Origin of the sequence: Bradyrhizobium sp., from assembly GCF_004799445.1 — a bacterium.
In the GTDB taxonomy this organism is placed as follows: Bacteria; Pseudomonadota; Alphaproteobacteria; order Rhizobiales; family Xanthobacteraceae; genus Bradyrhizobium.
In genome coordinates this window covers 1-17,723 of record NZ_SSNA01000093.1, presented here as the reverse complement: position 1 = coordinate 17,723, position 17,723 = coordinate 1, and the positions used below count along the sequence as shown (strand labels likewise).

The 17,723-nt window shown below is 64.1% G+C and carries 18 protein-coding genes; 10 read left to right on the top strand and 8 right to left on the bottom strand.

The features are described 5' to 3' along the window. The coding region (locus tag E8A46_RS12580; protein WP_291560998.1) for a methylmalonyl-CoA mutase family protein at positions 1–1,027 on the top strand (1,027 nt) is incomplete at its 5' end. 82 nt (positions 1,028–1,109) lie between these two features. Continuing rightward, entirely contained in the window at positions 1,110–1,859 is a 750-nt protein-coding gene (locus E8A46_RS12575; RefSeq protein ID WP_291561003.1) for a DUF3298 and DUF4163 domain-containing protein, read from the top strand. A 16-nt stretch (positions 1,860–1,875) separates the two neighbouring features. Here the strand turns inward: E8A46_RS12575 and E8A46_RS12570 are convergent, their stop codons facing one another. After that, on the bottom strand, positions 1,876–2,346 hold the full coding sequence (locus tag E8A46_RS12570; RefSeq protein ID WP_291560996.1) for an SRPBCC family protein: 471 nt from the start codon (positions 2,344–2,346) through the stop codon (positions 1,876–1,878). A 159-nt stretch (positions 2,347–2,505) separates the two neighbouring features. Here E8A46_RS12570 and meaB point away from each other — a divergent pair, with 159 nt between their 5' ends. The 3 genes from meaB (at position 2,506) to E8A46_RS12555 (ending at position 5,882) form a co-directional block, all read left to right on the top strand. After that, positions 2,506–3,498, top strand: a complete 993-nt coding sequence (meaB, locus tag E8A46_RS12565; RefSeq protein ID WP_291560994.1) for a methylmalonyl Co-A mutase-associated GTPase MeaB — start codon at positions 2,506–2,508, stop codon at positions 3,496–3,498. 151 nt (positions 3,499–3,649) lie between these two features. Beyond that, positions 3,650–4,303, top strand: coding sequence for a pyroglutamyl-peptidase I (locus E8A46_RS12560; protein ID WP_291561001.1), 654 nt, complete (start codon positions 3,650–3,652; stop codon positions 4,301–4,303). Between the two features lie 217 nt (positions 4,304–4,520). Further along, on the top strand, positions 4,521–5,882 hold the full coding sequence (locus E8A46_RS12555) for a TIGR03808 family TAT-translocated repetitive protein (protein ID WP_291560993.1): 1,362 nt from the start codon (positions 4,521–4,523) through the stop codon (positions 5,880–5,882). 63 nt (positions 5,883–5,945) lie between these two features. On the opposite strand, the gene E8A46_RS12550 is transcribed toward E8A46_RS12555, so the two are convergent. Then, a complete protein-coding gene (locus tag E8A46_RS12550; RefSeq protein WP_291560991.1) occupies positions 5,946–6,419 on the bottom strand; it encodes a TIGR03809 family protein in 474 nt (157 codons plus the stop codon). Here E8A46_RS12550 and E8A46_RS12545 point away from each other — a divergent pair. Then, positions 6,418–6,612: a hypothetical protein gene (locus E8A46_RS12545; protein ID WP_291560988.1), complete on the top strand. Its 195-nt coding sequence runs from the start codon at positions 6,418–6,420 to the stop codon at positions 6,610–6,612. The two genes, E8A46_RS12550 and E8A46_RS12545, sit on opposite strands and share 2 nt — an antisense overlap. Before the next feature lie 259 nt (positions 6,613–6,871). Here E8A46_RS12545 and E8A46_RS12540 read toward each other — a convergent pair whose 3' ends face one another. The 3 genes from E8A46_RS12540 to E8A46_RS12530 all read right to left on the bottom strand — a co-directional run bounded on the left by E8A46_RS12540 (position 6,872) and on the right by E8A46_RS12530 (position 9,891). Next, on the bottom strand, positions 6,872–8,440 hold the full coding sequence (locus E8A46_RS12540; protein WP_291561000.1) for a S8 family serine peptidase: 1,569 nt from the start codon (positions 8,438–8,440) through the stop codon (positions 6,872–6,874). 186 nt (positions 8,441–8,626) lie between these two features. Then, a complete protein-coding gene (locus E8A46_RS12535; protein WP_291560987.1) occupies positions 8,627–9,325 on the bottom strand; it encodes a hypothetical protein in 699 nt (232 codons plus the stop codon). Beyond that, a complete protein-coding gene (locus E8A46_RS12530; RefSeq protein WP_291560984.1) occupies positions 9,322–9,891 on the bottom strand; it encodes a sigma-70 family RNA polymerase sigma factor in 570 nt (189 codons plus the stop codon). The genes E8A46_RS12535 and E8A46_RS12530 overlap by 4 nt, the downstream gene beginning before the upstream one ends. Before the next feature lie 448 nt (positions 9,892–10,339). Here E8A46_RS12530 and E8A46_RS12525 point away from each other — a divergent pair, with 448 nt between their 5' ends. Together E8A46_RS12525 and E8A46_RS12520 are read left to right on the top strand one after the other, a co-directional pair. Beyond that, positions 10,340–11,488, top strand: a complete 1,149-nt coding sequence (locus E8A46_RS12525; RefSeq protein ID WP_291560982.1) for a diguanylate cyclase — start codon at positions 10,340–10,342, stop codon at positions 11,486–11,488. Between the two features lie 72 nt (positions 11,489–11,560). Next, positions 11,561–12,676: a DUF2336 domain-containing protein gene (locus E8A46_RS12520; protein WP_291560981.1), complete on the top strand. Its 1,116-nt coding sequence runs from the start codon at positions 11,561–11,563 to the stop codon at positions 12,674–12,676. A gap of 71 nt (positions 12,677–12,747) precedes the next feature. Here the strand turns inward: E8A46_RS12520 and E8A46_RS12515 are convergent, their stop codons facing one another. Together E8A46_RS12515 and E8A46_RS12510 are read right to left on the bottom strand one after the other, a co-directional pair. Beyond that, positions 12,748–13,386 (bottom strand): DUF1109 domain-containing protein, encoded by a 639-nt coding sequence (locus tag E8A46_RS12515; RefSeq protein ID WP_291560979.1) that lies wholly within the window; start codon positions 13,384–13,386, stop codon positions 12,748–12,750. Between the two features lie 2 nt (positions 13,387–13,388). Then, a complete protein-coding gene (locus E8A46_RS12510; RefSeq protein ID WP_291560977.1) occupies positions 13,389–13,934 on the bottom strand; it encodes a sigma-70 family RNA polymerase sigma factor in 546 nt (181 codons plus the stop codon). Between the two features lie 385 nt (positions 13,935–14,319). On the opposite strand from E8A46_RS12510, the gene E8A46_RS12505 reads away from it, so the two are divergent. Both E8A46_RS12505 and E8A46_RS12500 read left to right on the top strand, forming a co-directional pair. Further along, positions 14,320–14,991, top strand: coding sequence for a hypothetical protein (locus E8A46_RS12505; RefSeq protein WP_291560974.1), 672 nt, complete (start codon positions 14,320–14,322; stop codon positions 14,989–14,991). 211 nt (positions 14,992–15,202) lie between these two features. Then, positions 15,203–15,982, top strand: coding sequence for an enoyl-CoA hydratase (locus E8A46_RS12500; protein ID WP_291560972.1), 780 nt, complete (start codon positions 15,203–15,205; stop codon positions 15,980–15,982). Positions 15,983–16,159: 177 nt separating this feature from the next. Here E8A46_RS12500 and E8A46_RS12495 read toward each other — a convergent pair. Beyond that, a partial coding sequence (locus E8A46_RS12495) for an acetyl-CoA hydrolase/transferase C-terminal domain-containing protein (RefSeq protein WP_291560970.1) occupies positions 16,160–17,723 on the bottom strand: 1,564 nt, incomplete at its 5' end.

The following is a 17,723-nucleotide window of genomic DNA, read 5'->3' as shown; positions in this document are numbered from 1 at the left end:
GTTCCTGCAGCAGGAAAGCGGCACCACCCGCATCATCGATCCCTGGGGCGGTTCCTATTATGTCGAGCGCCTCACCCGCGATCTCGCGGCGAAGGCCTGGGGCCATATCCAGGAGGTCGAGGCGCTCGGCGGCATGGCGAAAGCGATCGAGGCCGGCGTTCCCAAATTGCGGATCGAGGAAGCCTCCGCCAAGACCCAGGCGCGGATCGACGCCGGCAAGCAGGCGGTGATCGGGGTCAACAAATTCAAGCCGGTCAACGAAGCGCCGATCGACGTGCTGAGAGTGGAAAATTCCACCGTGCGGCGCCTGCAGATCGACAAGCTGGCGCGCCTGAAGAAAGAGCGCGACCAGAAGGACGTCGACGACGCGCTGGCGGCGCTGACGCGCTCGGCCGGCGAAGGCAATGGCAACCTTCTGGCGCTGGCGATCGATGCCGCGCGCGCCAAGGCCACCGTCGGCGAAATTTCCGACGCGATGGAGAAGGTGTTCGGGCGGCACCGCGCCGAAATCAAGTCCATCACCGGCGTCTACAAGCGGGAGGCGTCCACCATGTCCAACCGGGTCGAAAAGGTGCAGGCGCTGATCGATGCGTTCGAGGAAGCCGAAGGCCGAAGGCCGCGCATTCTGGTCGCCAAGATCGGCCAGGACGGCCATGACCGCGGCCAGAAGGTGATCGCCTCGGCCTTCGCCGATGTCGGTTTCGACGTCGACATCGGCCCGCTGTTCGCGACCGCCGAGGAAGCCGCGCGCCAGGCGGTGGAAAACGACGTGCATATTCTTGGGCTGTCCTCGCTCGCGGCCGCGCATCTGACCGCGGTGCCGGAACTGAAGGCCGCGCTGAAGAAACAGGGCCGCGACGACATCATGATCATCGTCGGCGGCGTGGTGCCGCCGCAGGATTACGACACGCTCTACAAGGCCGGCGCCGAGGCGATCTTCCCGCCGGGCACCGTGATCGCGGACGCCGCCGAGGAGCTGATCCACAAGCTCAATGCGCGGCTCGGCCACAGCGAGGCGGCGGAATAATCCCGCACCACCGTTCATTCGAGGATTTCCCTTGCGCCCGGCAGCCACCGTTCCGTTCGTCCGCCTGATCGGCCTCTCTGGCATGATTGCCTGCCTCGCAACGGTGGCAGCTTTTGCCGCCGAGCCCAGGCCCGAGGCCGCGATCAAGAACAAGAGCGTCGAAGCCAGCGTCTTCCTCGACGACAAGATCAAGGCCGACGCCGTGCTGTCGGCGGATTGTCTCACCGAGGGCAGGAAGTGGATCGACAAGAATGCCGCGGAAGCCGCCGCCTCGCGCAAGCAGGACCCGGTGATGTTCCGCAACGGCGCCTGGAGCTTTGAGCGCAACTACGCTGTCCGTTCGGTGGTCGACGGACATTACGTCAGCATCGTCAGGTCCGACTACATGAATACCGGCGGCGCGCATCCCAATTCGGATGTCGACACCATCCTGTGGGATGCGACCGCGAAGAAGCGCATCAGTATTCGCCCCTTCTTCACCGAGACGGCCGACAACGGACCGACAATGAAGGCGATGCTGAAGGACGTGATCGCCTCGCTGAACATCGAAAAGAAGAAGCGCGATACCACCGAGACGGCGACCGCCGAATGGTACAAGGGTCTCGAACCGAAACTGCTCAAGATCGGCGCGGTGACGCTGGCGCCCTCAACCGAAGCCGATAAAAGCTCTGGTCTGACCTTTCATTATCCGCCCTATGCGGTCGGTCCCTACGCCGAGGGCCAGTACGTTGCCTTTGTTCCTTGGGAAGCCCTGAAGCCCTATCTGACGCCGGAAGGCGTGAAAATCTTCGGCGGAGCCCGCCCCAAAGGCGACGATGACGGTGAGCGATAACGGTTTCGCGGTGCCCTCATCGACTAAGGCGAGCTAACGTCCGTTCGAGAGAACTGGTCCAGTCCGGAATCCAGGACTGAAACAACGTCCACCAGCGATCGGCATCCTGCGCAGCAGTATCGAGCGTCACGGCCCATTCAATAAAGGTCCGATCGCCCTCGACCACCCGAAGCAGACGCATCGTGCCTTCATAGCGCACCGGCGCTTTGGCTTCCGGCAGAAGACCTTTCGGGAACGGAAGCGGTTCGATGCCCGCATAGGACAGCAGATGCTGTTCGTCGGAATGGGCGGTCAGCCGCTGCCTGACCCAGTTGCCAAGATAACAAAACCGCCGCACCGCACCGATTTCGTCGCCGCGTTTGTCATCCTCGATGACACTCTCGCTTACGCCATCGATGTAGGCCGGATAGTTGTTGAAATCGCGAATCAGCAGCCAGACCGTTTCGAGGGGATAATCGAGGATGGCGCTATAGTAGGCTTTGTTCACATTTGGCTCCGGAAATTGATCGCGCTCCGTTCCCGTTGTGCGGAGCGCTGTCCTTAACTTTGGCGCCGCTCCCGCACCAAACCCACCCGATTCCCGATGTCCGGCGAGGCGACCGTTGCGGCCCCTCGCCTGTCACGCCCGGCCGTTGTAAAGCAGGGCATGACACCGCCAAACAAGACCTCCGTTGACATCGACGCATTGGCGAAGGACCTCCGCGCCGGCCACCGCGCCGCGCTGGCGCGCGCGATCACGCTGATCGAAAGCCGGCGCGGCGATCATCAGGCTTCGGCGCGCGATCTGGTGCAGGCGCTGCTGCCGGATACCGGCAAGGCGATCCGGGTCGGCATCACCGGCTCGCCCGGCGTCGGCAAATCCACCACCATCGACGCGCTCGGGATGTACCTGATCGAACGCGGCCACAAGGTCGCGGTGCTGGCGGTGGACCCCTCCTCTGCCCGCACCGGCGGCTCGATCCTCGGCGACAAGACGCGGATGGCGCGGCTTGCGGCCTCCGACAGCGCCTATATCCGGCCATCGCCTGCATCGGGCACGCTCGGCGGCGTCGCCGCGAAGACGCGCGAGGCGATGTTGCTGTGCGAGGCCGCGGGCTTCGACGTGGTGCTGGTGGAAACCGTCGGCATCGGGCAATCCGAAACCGCGGTCTGCGACATGACCGATTTCTTCCTGGCGCTGATGCTGCCCGGCGCCGGCGACGAGCTGCAGGGCATCAAGAAGGGCCTGGTCGAACTCGCCGACATGATCGCGATCAACAAGGCCGACGGCGACAACATCAAGCGCGCCAATCTGGCCGCGAGCGAATACCGCGGCGCGTTGCATATCCTCACGCCGCGTTCGGAGCACTGGCAGCCGCCGGTCCTGACCTATTCCGCCTTGACCGGCGCCGGCATCGACACGCTGTGGCAGAAGATTCTCGACCACCGCACCGCCATGAATGCATCAGGCGAATTCGCATCGCGGCGGCGAGAGCAGCAGGTGAAGTGGATGTGGTCGATGCTGGAACAGCGGATGATGGCGCGGCTGCGCGCCGATCCGGCGATCCGCGCCAGGGTGAAAAAGATCGAGGCCGAGGTCGCCGATGGCCGCACCACGCCGGCACTGGCGGCGGAGCAGATCGCGGGCATGCTGAGGTGAGTAAGCGGGAGCCCTCGTTCCATGTGAGATCGTCATCGTCCGCGAAAGCGGACGATCCAGTAAACGCCGCTCCGCATTTGATTCTCAATTGGCAGCTCTGGAATACTGGATGCCCGCTTTCGCGGGCATGACGGAGGAGGGTTTTGGAAAATTGAACGAGAAACTCCGCATCCTCATCACCGGTTTCGGCCCCTTTCCCGGCGCGCCGTTCAATCCGACGGAGCCGCTGGTGGCGCGGCTGCTGCGGCTGCGCCGCCCCGCTCTGAGCGAAGTTGAACTCACCGGGCATATCTTCCCGGTGACCTATCAGGCCGTCGATCGCGAACTGCCGCAACTGCTCAAAAAAAGAGAGCCGCAGGCACTGCTGATGTTCGGCCTCGCCACCCGCACCCGCTACATTCGGGTCGAGACCCGCGCCCGCAACGCCGTCACCACACTCTGGCCTGATGCCGACCATGCCCGGCTGCGCCAGGGATCGATATCCGGCGGCGCCGACGCGCTGATGTTCGGCCCTCATACCGCCCGGCTGTTGGGTGTGGCTGCCGGCAGCGGCGTTGAGGCGCGGGCTTCGCGTAATGCCGGCAGCTACCTCTGCAACTATCTGAGCTGGCGCGCGATCGAAGCGGTGGGCAAGGACGGCAATCTTCGGTTGGCTTCGTTCGTGCACATCCCCCTGCTCGCACGCAGCGGCACATCGCTGCGCAAGGGCAGCCCGCGCATCACGCTGGAAGAACTGGTCGATGCCGGGGAAGCCATGCTGCTGGAGATGGTGAAGCTGGCAAGACAGGCGGCGCGGGCTTCGTAGGGTGGGCAAAGCGATAGCGTGCCCACCGCCTTGCTGAGCGTGGACATCTTTGGCGGGCACGGCGCAAGCGCGCCTTTGCCCACCCTACGGTGTCCGTGCCCTGTTAACCCTACCCCGATAATCAACAACTTCCGCCTCCCGTTTCGCCCTGCTCCGCCGCGCTTTTGCGCTACGTATGAGCTGCGAATGCGACCACTCCCGTAGGGCTTACGCGATCATGGACATCAGTCGCCGCCATCTGATCGGAGCATCCGCAGCCGGCGCGCTCGCGATGTCGACGCAGACCGCGCGCGCGGCGCCGCTGATTTCGACGCTCGGGCGCGACGCCACGCAGTATGGCGTCCACCCCGGCAGCCCCGACGACCAGACCAAGCTATTGCAGCGCGCGATCGACGAGGCCGCGCGCGCGCAAATCCCGCTGGCGCTGCCGGCCGGCGTCTATCGCACCTCGATGCTTCGTCTGCAAAACGGCACGCAGCTGGTTGGCGTGCGCGGCGCGACCCGCTTCGTTTTCAACGGCGGCGCATCGATGTTGTCCGGCGAGGGCGCGAACAGCGTTGGTCTCCTCAACATCACATTCGACGGGAGCGGCATTCCCCTGCCGACGCGGCGCGGCCTCGTGCATTGCCTGGGTGGCCGCGACATCCGCATCACCGATTGCGAGATCGCCGGCAGCGGCGGCAATGGCATCTGGCTGGAGAATGTTTCCGGCGACGTCAGCGGCAACATCATCACCCGGTCGGCTGCGACCGCGATCGTGTCGTTCGACGCGCAGGGCCTACAGGTCGCGCGCAATACCATCCAGGGCACCAATGACAACGGCATCGAAATCATCCGCACCACGATCGGCGACGACGGCACGCTGGTCGCCGACAACCGCATCGAGGACATCAAGGCCGGCCCCGGCGGCTCCGGACAATATGGCAATGCCATCAACGCTTTTCGCGCCGGCAACGTGACCGTGCGCGGAAACCGGATCCGCAACTGCGACTATTCGGCCGTGCGCGGCAATTCGGCGTCCAACATCCAGATCACCGGCAACAGTGTCAGCGATGTCCGCGAGGTGGCGCTTTACAGCGAATTTTCGTTCGAGGGCGCCGTGATCGCCAACAACACCGTGGACGGGGCGGCGCTGGGTGTTTCGGTCTGCAATTTCAACGAGGGCGGACGCCTCGCGGTGGTGCAAGGCAACATCATCCGCAACCTGCTGCCGAAGCGGCCGATCGGCACCGCGCCGGATGACGACGCCGGCATCGGCATCTATGTCGAGGCCGACACCACCGTGTCAGGCAATGTGATCGAGAACGCGCCATCGTTCGGGATCGTCGCCGGCTGGGGCAAATATCTGCGCGACGTCGTGATCTCGGGCAATGTGATCCGCAACGCTTTTGTCGGCGTCGGCGTGTCGGTGACACCGGGCGCGGGGACCGCGCTGGTCAATAACAACGTGATCTCGGAGGCGCCGCGCGGCGCGGTGGTCGGGCTCGATCACGCCCGCCCCATCACGGCAGATCTTTCCGCCGAAGGCGCGCCGCGCTTTGCCCAGGTCGTGGTGGGGACGAATGCGGTGCGGCGCTAAAGTATTGACAGCAAACCACGGTGCGTCATCCCAGGATGACGTTCTTAATCGCCTCGCGGCTTTTTACAGCGCGTTGCGCAGCAGCGGATAGCGTTCGGCGATCGCTGCCACGTCCGGCCTCAACTCGCTGGCGTTGTCATCCATCGCCGGCGCGGAAAATGCTTGTTCTGCGCAAACCGGATCGGCCTTGGGGACGATCGAAATCCGGTCCGGCCGTTCGGCCGAAATCGCGGCGGCCTTCGGCTGCGCCAGATCGGGCCAGTTCTCACCGCGCGGCAGCACCGTCCTGGTTCGGCCGAGCCATGACATGTCGATGGCGGTGTTGTTGCGGGAGGCCTCGCGCGATAGGAGATCGCGCCAGGTTTCAACCGCAGCCTTGGCCTCCCGGATATTCTCGAGAAATTCGATTTCGCCGTGAAAGCGGCGCCAGCGGCCGGTCTCGAACAATTCGGTGAGGTATTCGAGCCGCCGCTCGGCAAGGGAGCACCAGCGCGCGACAATGTCGCGGCCGCCTGCCACGTCTCGTTGATATGTCATGAACCCAGCCCGCAAGGAGAAAAACGGACGCGGACGCAACGGATACGAATCAATCGGACGTGACAGCGATATTTTGTGGAAAACTTTTTATTTTGTCCAGCCATCACCTCTAACCGACATCATGGGTCGGCGTGAAGCCGTAGAAACGCGGGATTTTCCTGCCCATCCCCAGTCAAGCGACACGCTTGCATGACCGCCTTGTGTGGTCGCAAGCGCCGCAAGTACCGTCGCGCCGGGCAAAGGCACGGCCACAAACGAAAGACCCGTCCGGGGGGACAACCGGACGGGTCAAGCCATATGGGCGCTTGGGGTGGATGGGCGCTCGCGCCGAATACAGCCTCGATGGGGAGGGATTGCCGCTCCCACATTGATTGGTCGCGGAAGGTACGCCGGACGTTCAAAGCGGTTGGCGAATTTTTTAACTTTTCCGGCCGGCTTTTTGGACGGAGAAATTACTGCGCCGCAGGCTTTGGTTCCCCTGCGGCGGGCTTCTCGGACGCGCTGGCGGCAGCTGGCAGAGCAAGGGCCCTCGTCGTGGAAACTTCCTGCCGGTCGGGCGCGGTTTCAGTGGCCGGCTTGTCCGAAACCTCGGCGACCGGTCCCGCTGGCGTGGTGGAGGCGGCCGAGACCGCAGCATAGGCATCGGCTTCGCCGGCGCCAAACTGATCGTCGCGACCGGGTGGACCGAGATCGCGCGCGGTCTTCATCAGGACAGCCCGCACCTCATCCGGCTTCAACGCTGGATTGCGCTCCAGCAGCAGGGCGGCGAGACCGCTGATGTAGGCAGCGGAGAACGAGGTGCCCGAGGTCATCTGATATTTTTCGTCCGGAGCGGGCAGGAAGATCTCCACGCCGGGTGCCGATATCGCGATAAAGCCGCCGCGGTTCGATGCGGCAAACAACTTGTCCTGGGCATCGGTGGCGCTGACCGCAATCACGTTTGTGTTAGCGGCGGGATACAGCGGCGGCGATTTCGGGCCGGCATTGCCCGCGGCCGCCACCATCACGATGCCCTTGGTGGCCACGGCGGCGATGCCGCGTTCGATCAAGGCATCCTTGGGGCCGGCGAAGCTCATATTGATGATCTGGGCGCCGTGCGCCGCCGCATAGTCCAACCCCTTCAGGATCACGTAAGAGGTGCTTTCCGCGCCCTTCGGCGCGGCGCCGAACGCCCGGATCGCCAAAATCCGCGCCGCCGGCGCGCTCCCCATCAGCCGTGCATGCGCGACGATCGCGCCGGCGACGCCGGTGCCGTGGACATGCGGACCCTCCTTGCTGCCAAGCGCATCGAAGCTGGCAACGATCGCACCCGCGAATTCGGGATGCCGGACATCGATTCCGGAATCGATCACGGCGATGGTGACGTTGGTGCCATGGGCCAGCCTATGCGCCTGCGGCAGGCGAAGTTTCGCGTTAGCATATTGCGCCGGATCGCCCTCGGTCAGTTCGGTGCTCTGGTCCTGCAGGACATAGCGGAAGTTCGGCTGCACCGAGCGAAAACCGGTGACGGCGCCGAGTTCGCGGCTCACCGCCTCGACCGACTTGCCGTTGGTGATGCGGAACAGGCCGATGGTGCCGCCGACCAACGGAAAGCTCTGGGAGTCCAGGCGTGTCAGGCCGTGGCGCCGCGCCTGCGCATCCGACAGCCCGTCATCGATCTCGGCGACGATTTCATTCGGGATTGCGCGCAAGGTCAGCGCGGCCTGCGCCAGGTTGCGACCGGTATCGTTGCTTGCGTTCTTGCCCGATTTGCGGCCGTTGCCGCTGCCATCCCCCGAACTGACCGCCGCGCCCGAACAGTCGCCGCCGCTATCGCGATAGGCGTAGCTGCAGGCCGGACGAAGCCTGGCGGAATTGGCGCCAACCCCTGCAAGCGCCGCCCCGCCCGCGAGATTGGGATTGATCCGTGGCGCCACCGTCGGATTGATGCTCGGAATCCGCGACGGAACGTTGACGGTGACCGAGCGCACGATGATTTGGGCGTGAGCCGCCGGGTTCCCGAACGGCGCGAACGGCACCATGGCCGCGATCAGGGCCGGGACCGCGCGCCGCATCGTCATCCGCCAGTTGGCACCATCGTGCATCATGAGACCTCGGGTTCGCGCGGCATGGCTATTGCGCCAAAAAGGTAACCCATTCTGTAATTCCTGTTCGCGCAATTCCTGTGCGCGCAAGCCGTTGATTGGAACGGCAAGCGCGCCGCGGCCTTAAGGCGTCGGCACCGCGAGACTGACGATCTTCTCGTTTTGCAGCCTGCTCATCAGGCCGGCGACTTCATCCTTGGTCATCGCCCGGTCGCCGAATTGCAGCCGAAACAATCCACCCTTGGCGCCATCGACGATCGAGGCCTGATATTTGTCGAGCAATGCCGTGATGTCGGCGACGCGGGCGTCCGGAGCGAAACGTACCAGCGCACGGGGCCGCGCGGCCGCTCCCAGGTCGCGGGTGATGGGCTCATTGGTGCTCAACGATGCGGTTTGGAACGAGGCAGGCTGGTTGCTGATCAGCACCGCGCCAATCACGCCGGCCTGCACCAGAAGCGCCAACGCGCCCAGGCTGGCCGACCAGGCCAGCGTCTGCGGCGAGAGCTTCGCGAAAAACCCGCTGAATCGCGCAGCGACATTGAGCGAGGAGCGCTGCTGGCGCGGCGGCTCCGCGTCGATCGCGGCGAACAGCTTCTGCATGGCGCGCGCGGACGGCGCACCGAGATTCTCGTTAAGATCAATGGTCTCGGCGTACTCTTCCCGGATCACGGCGTATTGCCTGGCGAGTTCGGGATCGCGGGCGAGCGCTTCCTCGACGCGGCGGGAATCGCGGACATTCAGGGTGCCGGCCGCATGCCATGGCAACAGCAACTCGATTTCACTGGGCTCATGCTCCAGTATTTTCTTGCTCGTTGCCATCATGGCCAGCCTCGCTCCACGCCGGCTGCCTTCAGCAGATCGGCCAGTTTCTTGCGCGCATAGAACAGGCGCGTCTTCACGGTGTTCTCCGGTATGCCGACGATTTCCGCCACCTCTTCCACGGATTTCTCATGGTAGTAGACGAGATCGACGATCTCCCGATGCTCCGGCGAAAGTGCGGTCAGACACTTGCGCAACGCTTCACTGGTATCCTTCTTCTGCACTGCCACTTCCGGATCATCGGACGAATCCTCGATCGCATTGGCAGCCTCGTCATCCAGCTCGACATCCTTTCTGCGGCGCAGCGCAGACAGGGCCTTGAATCGCGTAATGGCCAGGAGCCAGGTGGAAACGGCGGACCGGCCCTCGAACTTGCCGGCCTGGCGCCACACATCTAGGAAAACCTCGCTGATGAGGTCCTCGGCGACCTGCTCGTTCCGAACCAGGCGAAGTCCGAAGCGGAACACCCTGACATGATGCCTTCCGTACAGCACCTGCATGGCGAGCCGGTCGCCTTGGGCGATCCGAGCGATCAGGACGTCGTCCGGGGCCGCCTGTGTCGCACTCAATGGCCGTCTCGCAAGGTTGGTCGGATCGGGGTGGCGGGTGGTTCGATCGGAAAGGCAAGATTTTTCACATTATTGCAATAGCCCGCCCGGAACTGTGATCTGGCGCATGGAAGCCGGCTTTCGGCCAGCCACTGCGGCCGGGCGGTCGATTCACACGCCGAAGTCGGTATCATAATACAGCTATACTCTCTTCCGACCCAAACCATCCGGTGGACCGCCAATGCCGACCTTACCAAGGGTTGCCACGCAAACCAGCCTTTGAATGATTGGTCCTCCCTCGCGATTCCGGCGCATCGTTCAGGGCATCCCGCTAGCATAAGCGGACCAATTTCCACAGCCAATCAAAGACAAAGCCCGTGCGGCGCCGACGAATTGGCCGCGAAAGATACCAAACCTAAAGGCTTTGCCTTTTAGATTTTTCCGGCTTGGTTCCACCATTGGCGAGATCATGGGCACCGCTGCGTCCCCGTTCCTGAATCCGATTGCGGCTGAACTGGACGGCGTTGCTCCCGAGCTGACGCCGGCGGTGCTGCAGCGCCGTGTCGGCCAGCGCCGTCAGATGCTGGCGGTGCAGGCCGCCAGTTGCTCGCTCATCACGCTGGTGCTGCTGGTTTATTGTTACATCGGCACCATCTCGATCGCGATTCCCTCGGCGTATTTCCTGTCCGGTATCGGATTGATCGGATTTTTCGTCGTGCTGTCCGAAGCCCACCTCAACGACAGGTTCGAGGATCACTATCTCACCATCTTCCAGGTCGGCGGCCATGTCGCGCTCCAGTTCGGCTTCCTGCTGGCGGCGCCCGTCATCGGATATGCCTTTCTCAGCGTGCTGTTCCTGATCTTCGGCTTCGGCGGGCTGCGGATGACTTCCCAGCAGGCAACCATGGCCTGGACACTGACGATGGTGGGCCTGGTTCCGATTTTCATGCTCACCAGCACGCCGATCGGCATGCCCGTCGCGACCCCTGCCGAACGTCTTGCCGCGATGCTTTGCTACGTGCTTACGATCGGACAGTGTGTGTTCGTGGGCCTCTACGGCAGTTCGTTGCGCAAGATGCTCTACGACCGCAGCTTCGAACTCAAGGAAGCCAACAAGCGCATCGAGGAGCTCGCCGAACTCGATGATCTGACCGGCTCGTTCAACCGCCGCTGCATCATGCGGATGCTGGACGAGGAGATCTCTCGCGCCCATCGCACCAAGGCGCCCTGCTCGATCGCGCTGATCGATCTCGACTGGTTCAAGCGCATCAACGACACCTACGGCCACCCGACCGGCGACGAGGTGCTCAGGACATTCGCGATCACCGTTTTCGCCAACATCCGCAGCATCGACCGGTTCGGCCGCTTCGGTGGCGAGGAATTCCTGCTGGTGCTTCCCGAAACGCCCCACGACACCGCCGTGCGCACGCTTGACCGATTGCGGGTGATCATTGCCGATCTGGACTGGAGCGCGTTCTCGCAGGGCATGCGGGTAACCGTTTCGGCGGGCGTCGCAACGCTGCGACCGGACGAAACTCCGGAAAGCTTTCTCCCGCGCGCCGACCACGCGCTCTATGAAGCCAAGGCACGAGGACGCAACCGCATCGCCAGTGCCTGATCCGATCTACCATTTCTAGGGGGACGGAGAAACCGTCGCCTGCCGATACGCCAGAAACTCCAGGATAGAGTCATGAGTTCGAAACCCGCCTCCACTTCCGAAAACCTGCTTGACGAGCTGCAGGCCACCCTCGCCCACGGCACCGTCGCGCGCCGGGTCGAAACCCTGCGCCGCGTCACCGATCTGTTCATCAACGGCGCGGTCGATTTTTCGGACGACCAGATCGGGCTGTTCGACGACGTCTTCCAGTGCCTGCTGCATCACATCGAGAAATCAGCCAGGGCGTTGCTCTCCAATCGCCTCGCGTCGCTCGACCGCGCGCCGCCGCTTACGGTCCGCGCGCTGGCGTTCGACGATCTGATCGAGGTCGCAGCGCCGGTATTGTCGCAATCGGAACGGCTCGACGACGAGGCGCTGATCGAGACCGCGCGCAACAAGAGCCAGGCGCATTTGCTGGCGATTTCGACGCGCAGGGTGCTCAGCGGCGCGGTCACCGACGTGCTGGTGCTGCGGGGCAACGATGAGGTGATCCACAGCACCATCAACAATCCCGGCGCGGAATTCTCCGAGCGAGGCTTCTCCCGGCTGGTCAATCGCGCCGAGGGCGACGATACCCTCGCGACCTGCATCGGCCTGCGTCCCACCCTGCCGCGGCACCTCTATTTGAAACTGCTTGCAAAAGCCTCCGCAACGGTGCGGGCGCAGCTCGAGGCGGCCAACCCGCCGCTGGCCGTGGAGGTATCGACCGCGGTGCGGGAGGCGACGCGGCGGGCACGCAGCGCGCCCTCGGCCATTACCCAGCAAACCGCCATCGCGCATGCGCTCGTGAAGTCGTTGTACGAGGACGGCAGGCTCGACGAGCATCAAGTGACGGCGTTCGCCGAAGCCGGCAAATTCGATGAAGCCAATGCCGCCATCGCCGCACTTGCCAACGTGTCGGTATCGATTGCCGAGAGCATGATGGTGGAGACCCGCGCCGAAGGCGTCATGATTTTGGCAAAGGTCTCGGGGATGCCGTGGTCGACCGTCAAGGCGATCATCAAAATGCGCGACGATCTCTCGGGCAAGGAGCGCTCCGATCTTGAGACCTGCCAGGCTACCTACGAACGCTTGAGGCCCTCGACCGCGCAGCAAGTGCTTCGCTTCCATCGCATGCAGCAGACCACGGCACCCGCTCCGGCGGCGTGAGCGGGCAAGCCGTCATCGCACTCCCCTCCCACGCGCGAAGCGCGTGGCGGCGAGGGGCGAGGTGACCGGTGCTAAAACCTGAGCAGCTTCGATCCCGCCAGCGCGCCGATGGCAGTCACCAGCGCGGTGGCGACCGTGTACCAGGTCGCCACGAACAGCGGTGAATCGTCGGTACAGTGCGACGCGTACAGCGTTGCCGCCAATCCCGCCGACAAAAGCCCGGCGATGGCGCCTGCGACCGCGGGCCGCGCCGGCGCGCCGTGACGCAGGCCGATCAGCGCCCCCGCCAGCAACGGAAGCGATATCAGCGGAATGGCCGTCATGCAGGTCCGTGAATTGCTGCCGATCAGGCGTGTCAACATCGGCAGGCGTTGCGGCATCATCATCTCGCTGGCGATCCCGGCGGCGAGAATCCCGGCCGGAACCAGCAGCAACCACGCCCAGCCCTTCAACGACGCTTCCGGCCGCGACAAATGCAGGCTGACCGCGATGGCCGAGATCGCCAGCGCCAGCGTCACCACAAACTTCAGGTCGAAGAACGGATTATGCATCGCCGTCATGACGTCCGGCCGAACCCCCAGCGTCGCCAGGAACATCGCCATTGAAACCGGCGCTGCGGCAAGCAACGCCGTTGTCAGCACCAATCCCACCGGGCGGGCACGGTGCAGATTGTCGGCAGCCAGGGTGCGAATGAGCTGTTCGGTTTCCATTCTCATTGCTCCCGCAGTTTGGCGGTGAGGCTGGCGAGCGCACGATGCAGCGCTACCCGCACCGCGCCCTCGCTCATGGCGAATTTCGCAGCGGTATCCTTGATCGACGCACTTTCGACCGCGATCGACTGCAAGACGTCGCGCTGGCGGGCCGGAAGGGACTGGAGCTGGGCTGCGATCTCGCCCGCCGACGCGGTCTCCGCGGCAGGCTCGTCCGGGATGGTTTCGGCGAAATCGTCGATGTTGACGAAAACCCGGCGGCCGCGGCGGCGCAGCTGATCGATCAGCTTGTTGCGGGCGATCGCAAACAGCCAGGGGGCAAATGGCGCGTTGGCGTCCCAGGTATGCCGCTTCAAATGCACCGCCAACAAAATCTCCTGCACGATGTCCTCGGATTGATCGATCGGCTGGCCAGCCCGCGCCAGCCCGCGGCGCGCCCCGGCCCGGAGCACCGGCGTGACGGCCTTGAGCAGGCGATGATACGCCGTACCATCCCCCGAAATGGCCAGCCGCATCAGGCCGGTCCACTCGTCTTCAGTTTCGCGCACGCGCGCTCCCACACTTCAATTCGGTCGATCTTTCAATTTGTTACGTCGCCAACCTTCGATCACGAAGTCGTGATCAAAAGTTATCAAGAATTATCGAGAGTTTCGCAAGGCCCCCGAAGCCCGGCAATCTCCGCGTCCGGATCGGGAATTACAAGCCGCGGGTTTTTCACCACAAGGCTCTTTCCACCGATCGATCCGGCTGACAGCCGCCCGGCAGCTGCGAAGGGATTTTACAAGGCGGCTGTCGCGAACCACCGGAGCGCGAACAGCGGCGCTGCCCCGTTTTTGCCCGGGTCGTTCCGAAGATTCCCTTTTTTCGCCCCGCTGCTGACACGCCTTGAGGTCTCATTCCGCTTCAGGGGCGGGCAAATGGGGAGATTGCCAAATGAAAATCAAAAACGGGCGCTCGGCGTTGATCCTCGCGGCAGGGCTGTTTGTGTGTCTCGCCGGTCCCTCGCAAGCGGCGCCAGCCGCCGACGATGCGACCGCGACTTCAAAATCTCAGAATGCCGCGGGGGCACCGCTGGCACTCAACAAAAACCTCAAGCACGGTTCGCGTCACGGGAAAAGCTACGCGCATGGCAAATCCAGCAAGGTTGCGCTGAAGCCTGCCGCGGACGACAAACCCGCCCCGACCGATGCCAGCGCCGACGACAGCGAGGGCTTGTCCGCGATTCCGCCGTCGGTGGCCAACGCCAACGCGCAACTGCCCTCTCCCGACACGCCGGCCGGCAACGCCAGGGCGATGTCGGCGCGAGCGAACGGTATTCTGCAGACCGACAGCCCGGCCAGCGCCAAGGCCGACAACGTGACCGGCAATGAGACCCAGGTCGTCGTCGCCGCCGACCAGCTCAACGACGTCGATCGCGCGTTGCACGAGAGCAGTCCGCCGGTGACAAACATGGTGCTGGCCTCGGCAGATCCGCCGGCCGCGCCCGTTACGGCAAGCCCCCAGGAAAGCTCCACCTGGGACCAGACCTCCCTGATCGGGAAAATCTTCATCGGCTTCGGCGCCCTGCTGACGATGGCCTCCGCCGCGCGGATGTTCATGGCGTGATTGATCCCGATCCCCGGAAGCAGCGCAGCGCGGGAGCGGTGCGCTGCAAAGCCGCGGTCCACCGCTGCACAATGGGAGTGTGGGTCCCGGCTCTGCGGAGCAGCGCAAAGAACGCTGCACCGCGTCCGGGACACGATCGTCACGCTTCCCCCACTTGAAGCCCACCCCGCCAGCGGGCACATTGCCCGCCAGAGCAGGCGCGGGGTGGACCATGAGCACGTTCGAGCACATCATTGTCGAAAGCAAAGGCGCCGTCGGCATCATCACGCTCAACCGCCCGAAGCTGCTCAATGCGCTGTCTTTCGGCGTGTTTCGCGAAATCGCCGCTGCGGTCGACGATCTCGAGGCCGATGACGGAATCGGCTGTATCCTGCTCGCCGGCAGCGAAAAGGCATTCGCCGCTGGCGCCGATATCAAGGAAATGCAGCCGAAAAGCTTCATCGACATGTTCGCCAGCGATTTCCTCACCATCCGCGGCGACCGCGTGGCCCGCTGCCGCAAGCCGACCATTGCCGCCGTCAGCGGATATGCGCTCGGCGGCGGCTGCGAACTGGCGATGATGTGCGACATCATCATCGCCGCCGACACCGCGAAATTCGGCCAGCCCGAAATCACGCTCGGCACCATTCCCGGCATCGGCGGAACCCAGCGGCTGACGCGCGCGGTCGGCAAATCCAAGGCGATGGATCTGTGCCTGACCGGGCGAATGATGGATGCCGCGGAAGCGGAGCGCTCCGGCCTTGTCAGCCGCGTCGTGCCGGCGGACCAACTGATGGCCGAGGCGCTGGCGATGGCGGAAAAAATCGCCGCGATGTCGCGCCCGGCGGCCGAGATGGCCAAGAGCGCCATCAACCGCGCCTTCGAGACGCCGCTCGCCGAAGGGCTCAACGTCGAACGCGATCTGTTCCATTCCACCTTCGCGCTGGAAGACCGCGCCGAGGGCATGGCGGCGTTCATCGAGAAGCGCAAGCCGGTGAACAGGAACAGATAAGCGGCGGATCACATCCCCACGTCGTCCCTGCGAACACAGGGACCCATACGCCGCGGCCTCTCGTTAGGGCGATGTGGCAGTTGCCTTCCGCAACAACCGAGCCCTGTGGTTATGGGTCCCTGCGTTCGCAGGGACGACGAGAGATACATTCAAACGCGCTGCTGCACCGGCGCCCGGTCACCCAGCCCGGCTCCGCGCCAGCGCCGCGCTGACCAGGGCGCGGTAGGCGCGCTCAGTGAGTGTGGCCGGTCTGTCGAGCCCGAGCCGCGCCAGGCATTCGTGGTCGGCGGCATCGGGATGGGCGGTGACGCCCTGCCACAACAGGCCGAGCAGGCGCTGCGGCGCGCGTCCCGCGTCCTGCAGGATCAGCAAAGCCGGAAGCAGCCGCTGCTCGGCTGCCGTAAAATCGCTGCCGAATGGAAACGACGGCAGCAAGCCGGCCTCGCGGCCAGGTTTCAGCGCGTCTGCGATCCGATCCGGATAATTGTCGCGATGCGCCGCCGCAATCTCATGGTTCTTTGGCAACTTGCCGGCGTCCTTGGCCTGCCGCGCCAGTTCGTCCTGAAACCGGGAATCGGCGACCTGCAGCATCGCCGCGATGACATCGGCATCGGATTTTCCCCTGAGATCCGCGACGCCGTATTCGGTGACGACGACATCGCGCAGGTGCCGCGGGATGGTCTCATGGCCATAGCTCCAGCGGATATTGGACTGGGCCTTGGCGCCGGCCTGCCGGGTCGCTTCGAGCGTGAGCACCGAGCGCGCGCCCTGCAGCGCGAAGGCCTGCGCCACGAAGTTATATTGACCGCCGACGCCGCTGATGACCTGGCCGTCTTCAAGTCCGTCGGAAATCGCCGCTCCCATCAAGGTCGCCATCATGACACTGTTGACAAAGCGGGCGTCGACCCGCGCGCGCCGCTTGCCGTCCTCCTCGCCATAGAGTTCATTGGTAAAGGATACCGGCATCATCCGGATTCGCGCGAGCTGATCCGGCGGCATTTCGCGCAAGCTGCGATAGAACGATTTCGGCCCGAGAAAAAACGCGCCGTGCAACACCACGCCGTCCACCTCGCGCTTGAGGACGCCGGCGTCGATCAAGCCGAGAAATGCTGCGAACAGCATCTCGCTGACGCCGTAGAGGCCCTGTTCGAACGATCCGGTGTGCAGGCCTGCGAGTTGCTCCGGTCCGGGCACCAGCCGCTTCATGATCCCATGATATTGCGCATTGTCGCGGTGACGAACGATCAACCCCTGCGCCAGCGCATCGCCGACCTGCCCGATGCCGATCTGCAGCGTACCGCCGTCGCGCACCAGGCCAGCGGCATGAAGGCCGATGGCGTATCTGATATCCGTGATCGGCTCGGACGGCGGCGCAAACAGCGGAAATTCGGTCGCGGGGCTGTCCAGCACCGCGCTGAACTCCTCCCCCGGCAGGTCGGCCTCGCCCGGCATGAACGGCAGTTCGGAATTGACCTGCGCGACCAGCCTGAACGGTGCGCAGCCTTGGCTGCGCGCACGCAGCAGATCCATTGTGATATCGGTGTTGCAGCTCAGACTATAGCGGGCGACGCCGTCGACGACACGCTTGGCCACCAGTTGAGCGATGACATTCAGCCCGCGTGCCAGCAGATATGACGCAACGTGGGTGTAATTCGCGGAAACATAATGCTGTTGCGCGAACGGAACATGCAGCCACCGTCCCGCCAGAAAGAAGAACTCGTTCACCTTGATATTGGGCGGC

Bases quoted from the DNA above. Each gene is read 5' to 3' on its own strand.
- E8A46_RS12525 (WP_291560982.1), top strand. From the start codon at position 10,340: ATGGGCACCGCTGCGTCCCCGTTCCTGAATCCGATTGCGGCTGAACTG.
- E8A46_RS12575 (WP_291561003.1), top strand. From the start codon at position 1,110: ATGATTGCCTGCCTCGCAACGGTGGCAGCTTTTGCCGCCGAGCCCAGG.
- E8A46_RS12555 (WP_291560993.1), top strand. From the start codon at position 4,521: ATGGACATCAGTCGCCGCCATCTGATCGGAGCATCCGCAGCCGGCGCG.
- E8A46_RS12550 (WP_291560991.1), bottom strand. From the start codon at position 6,419: ATGACATATCAACGAGACGTGGCAGGCGGCCGCGACATTGTCGCGCGC.
- E8A46_RS12500 (WP_291560972.1), top strand. From the start codon at position 15,203: ATGAGCACGTTCGAGCACATCATTGTCGAAAGCAAAGGCGCCGTCGGC.
- E8A46_RS12535 (WP_291560987.1), bottom strand. From the start codon at position 9,325: ATGATGGCAACGAGCAAGAAAATACTGGAGCATGAGCCCAGTGAAATC.
- E8A46_RS12545 (WP_291560988.1), top strand. From the start codon at position 6,418: ATGAACCCAGCCCGCAAGGAGAAAAACGGACGCGGACGCAACGGATAC.
- E8A46_RS12520 (WP_291560981.1), top strand. From the start codon at position 11,561: ATGAGTTCGAAACCCGCCTCCACTTCCGAAAACCTGCTTGACGAGCTG.
- E8A46_RS12515 (WP_291560979.1), bottom strand. From the start codon at position 13,386: ATGGAAACCGAACAGCTCATTCGCACCCTGGCTGCCGACAATCTGCAC.
- E8A46_RS12505 (WP_291560974.1), top strand. From the start codon at position 14,320: ATGAAAATCAAAAACGGGCGCTCGGCGTTGATCCTCGCGGCAGGGCTG.
- meaB (WP_291560994.1), top strand. From the start codon at position 2,506: ATGACACCGCCAAACAAGACCTCCGTTGACATCGACGCATTGGCGAAG.
- E8A46_RS12540 (WP_291561000.1), bottom strand. From the start codon at position 8,440: ATGGTGCCGTTCGCGCCGTTCGGGAACCCGGCGGCTCACGCCCAAATC.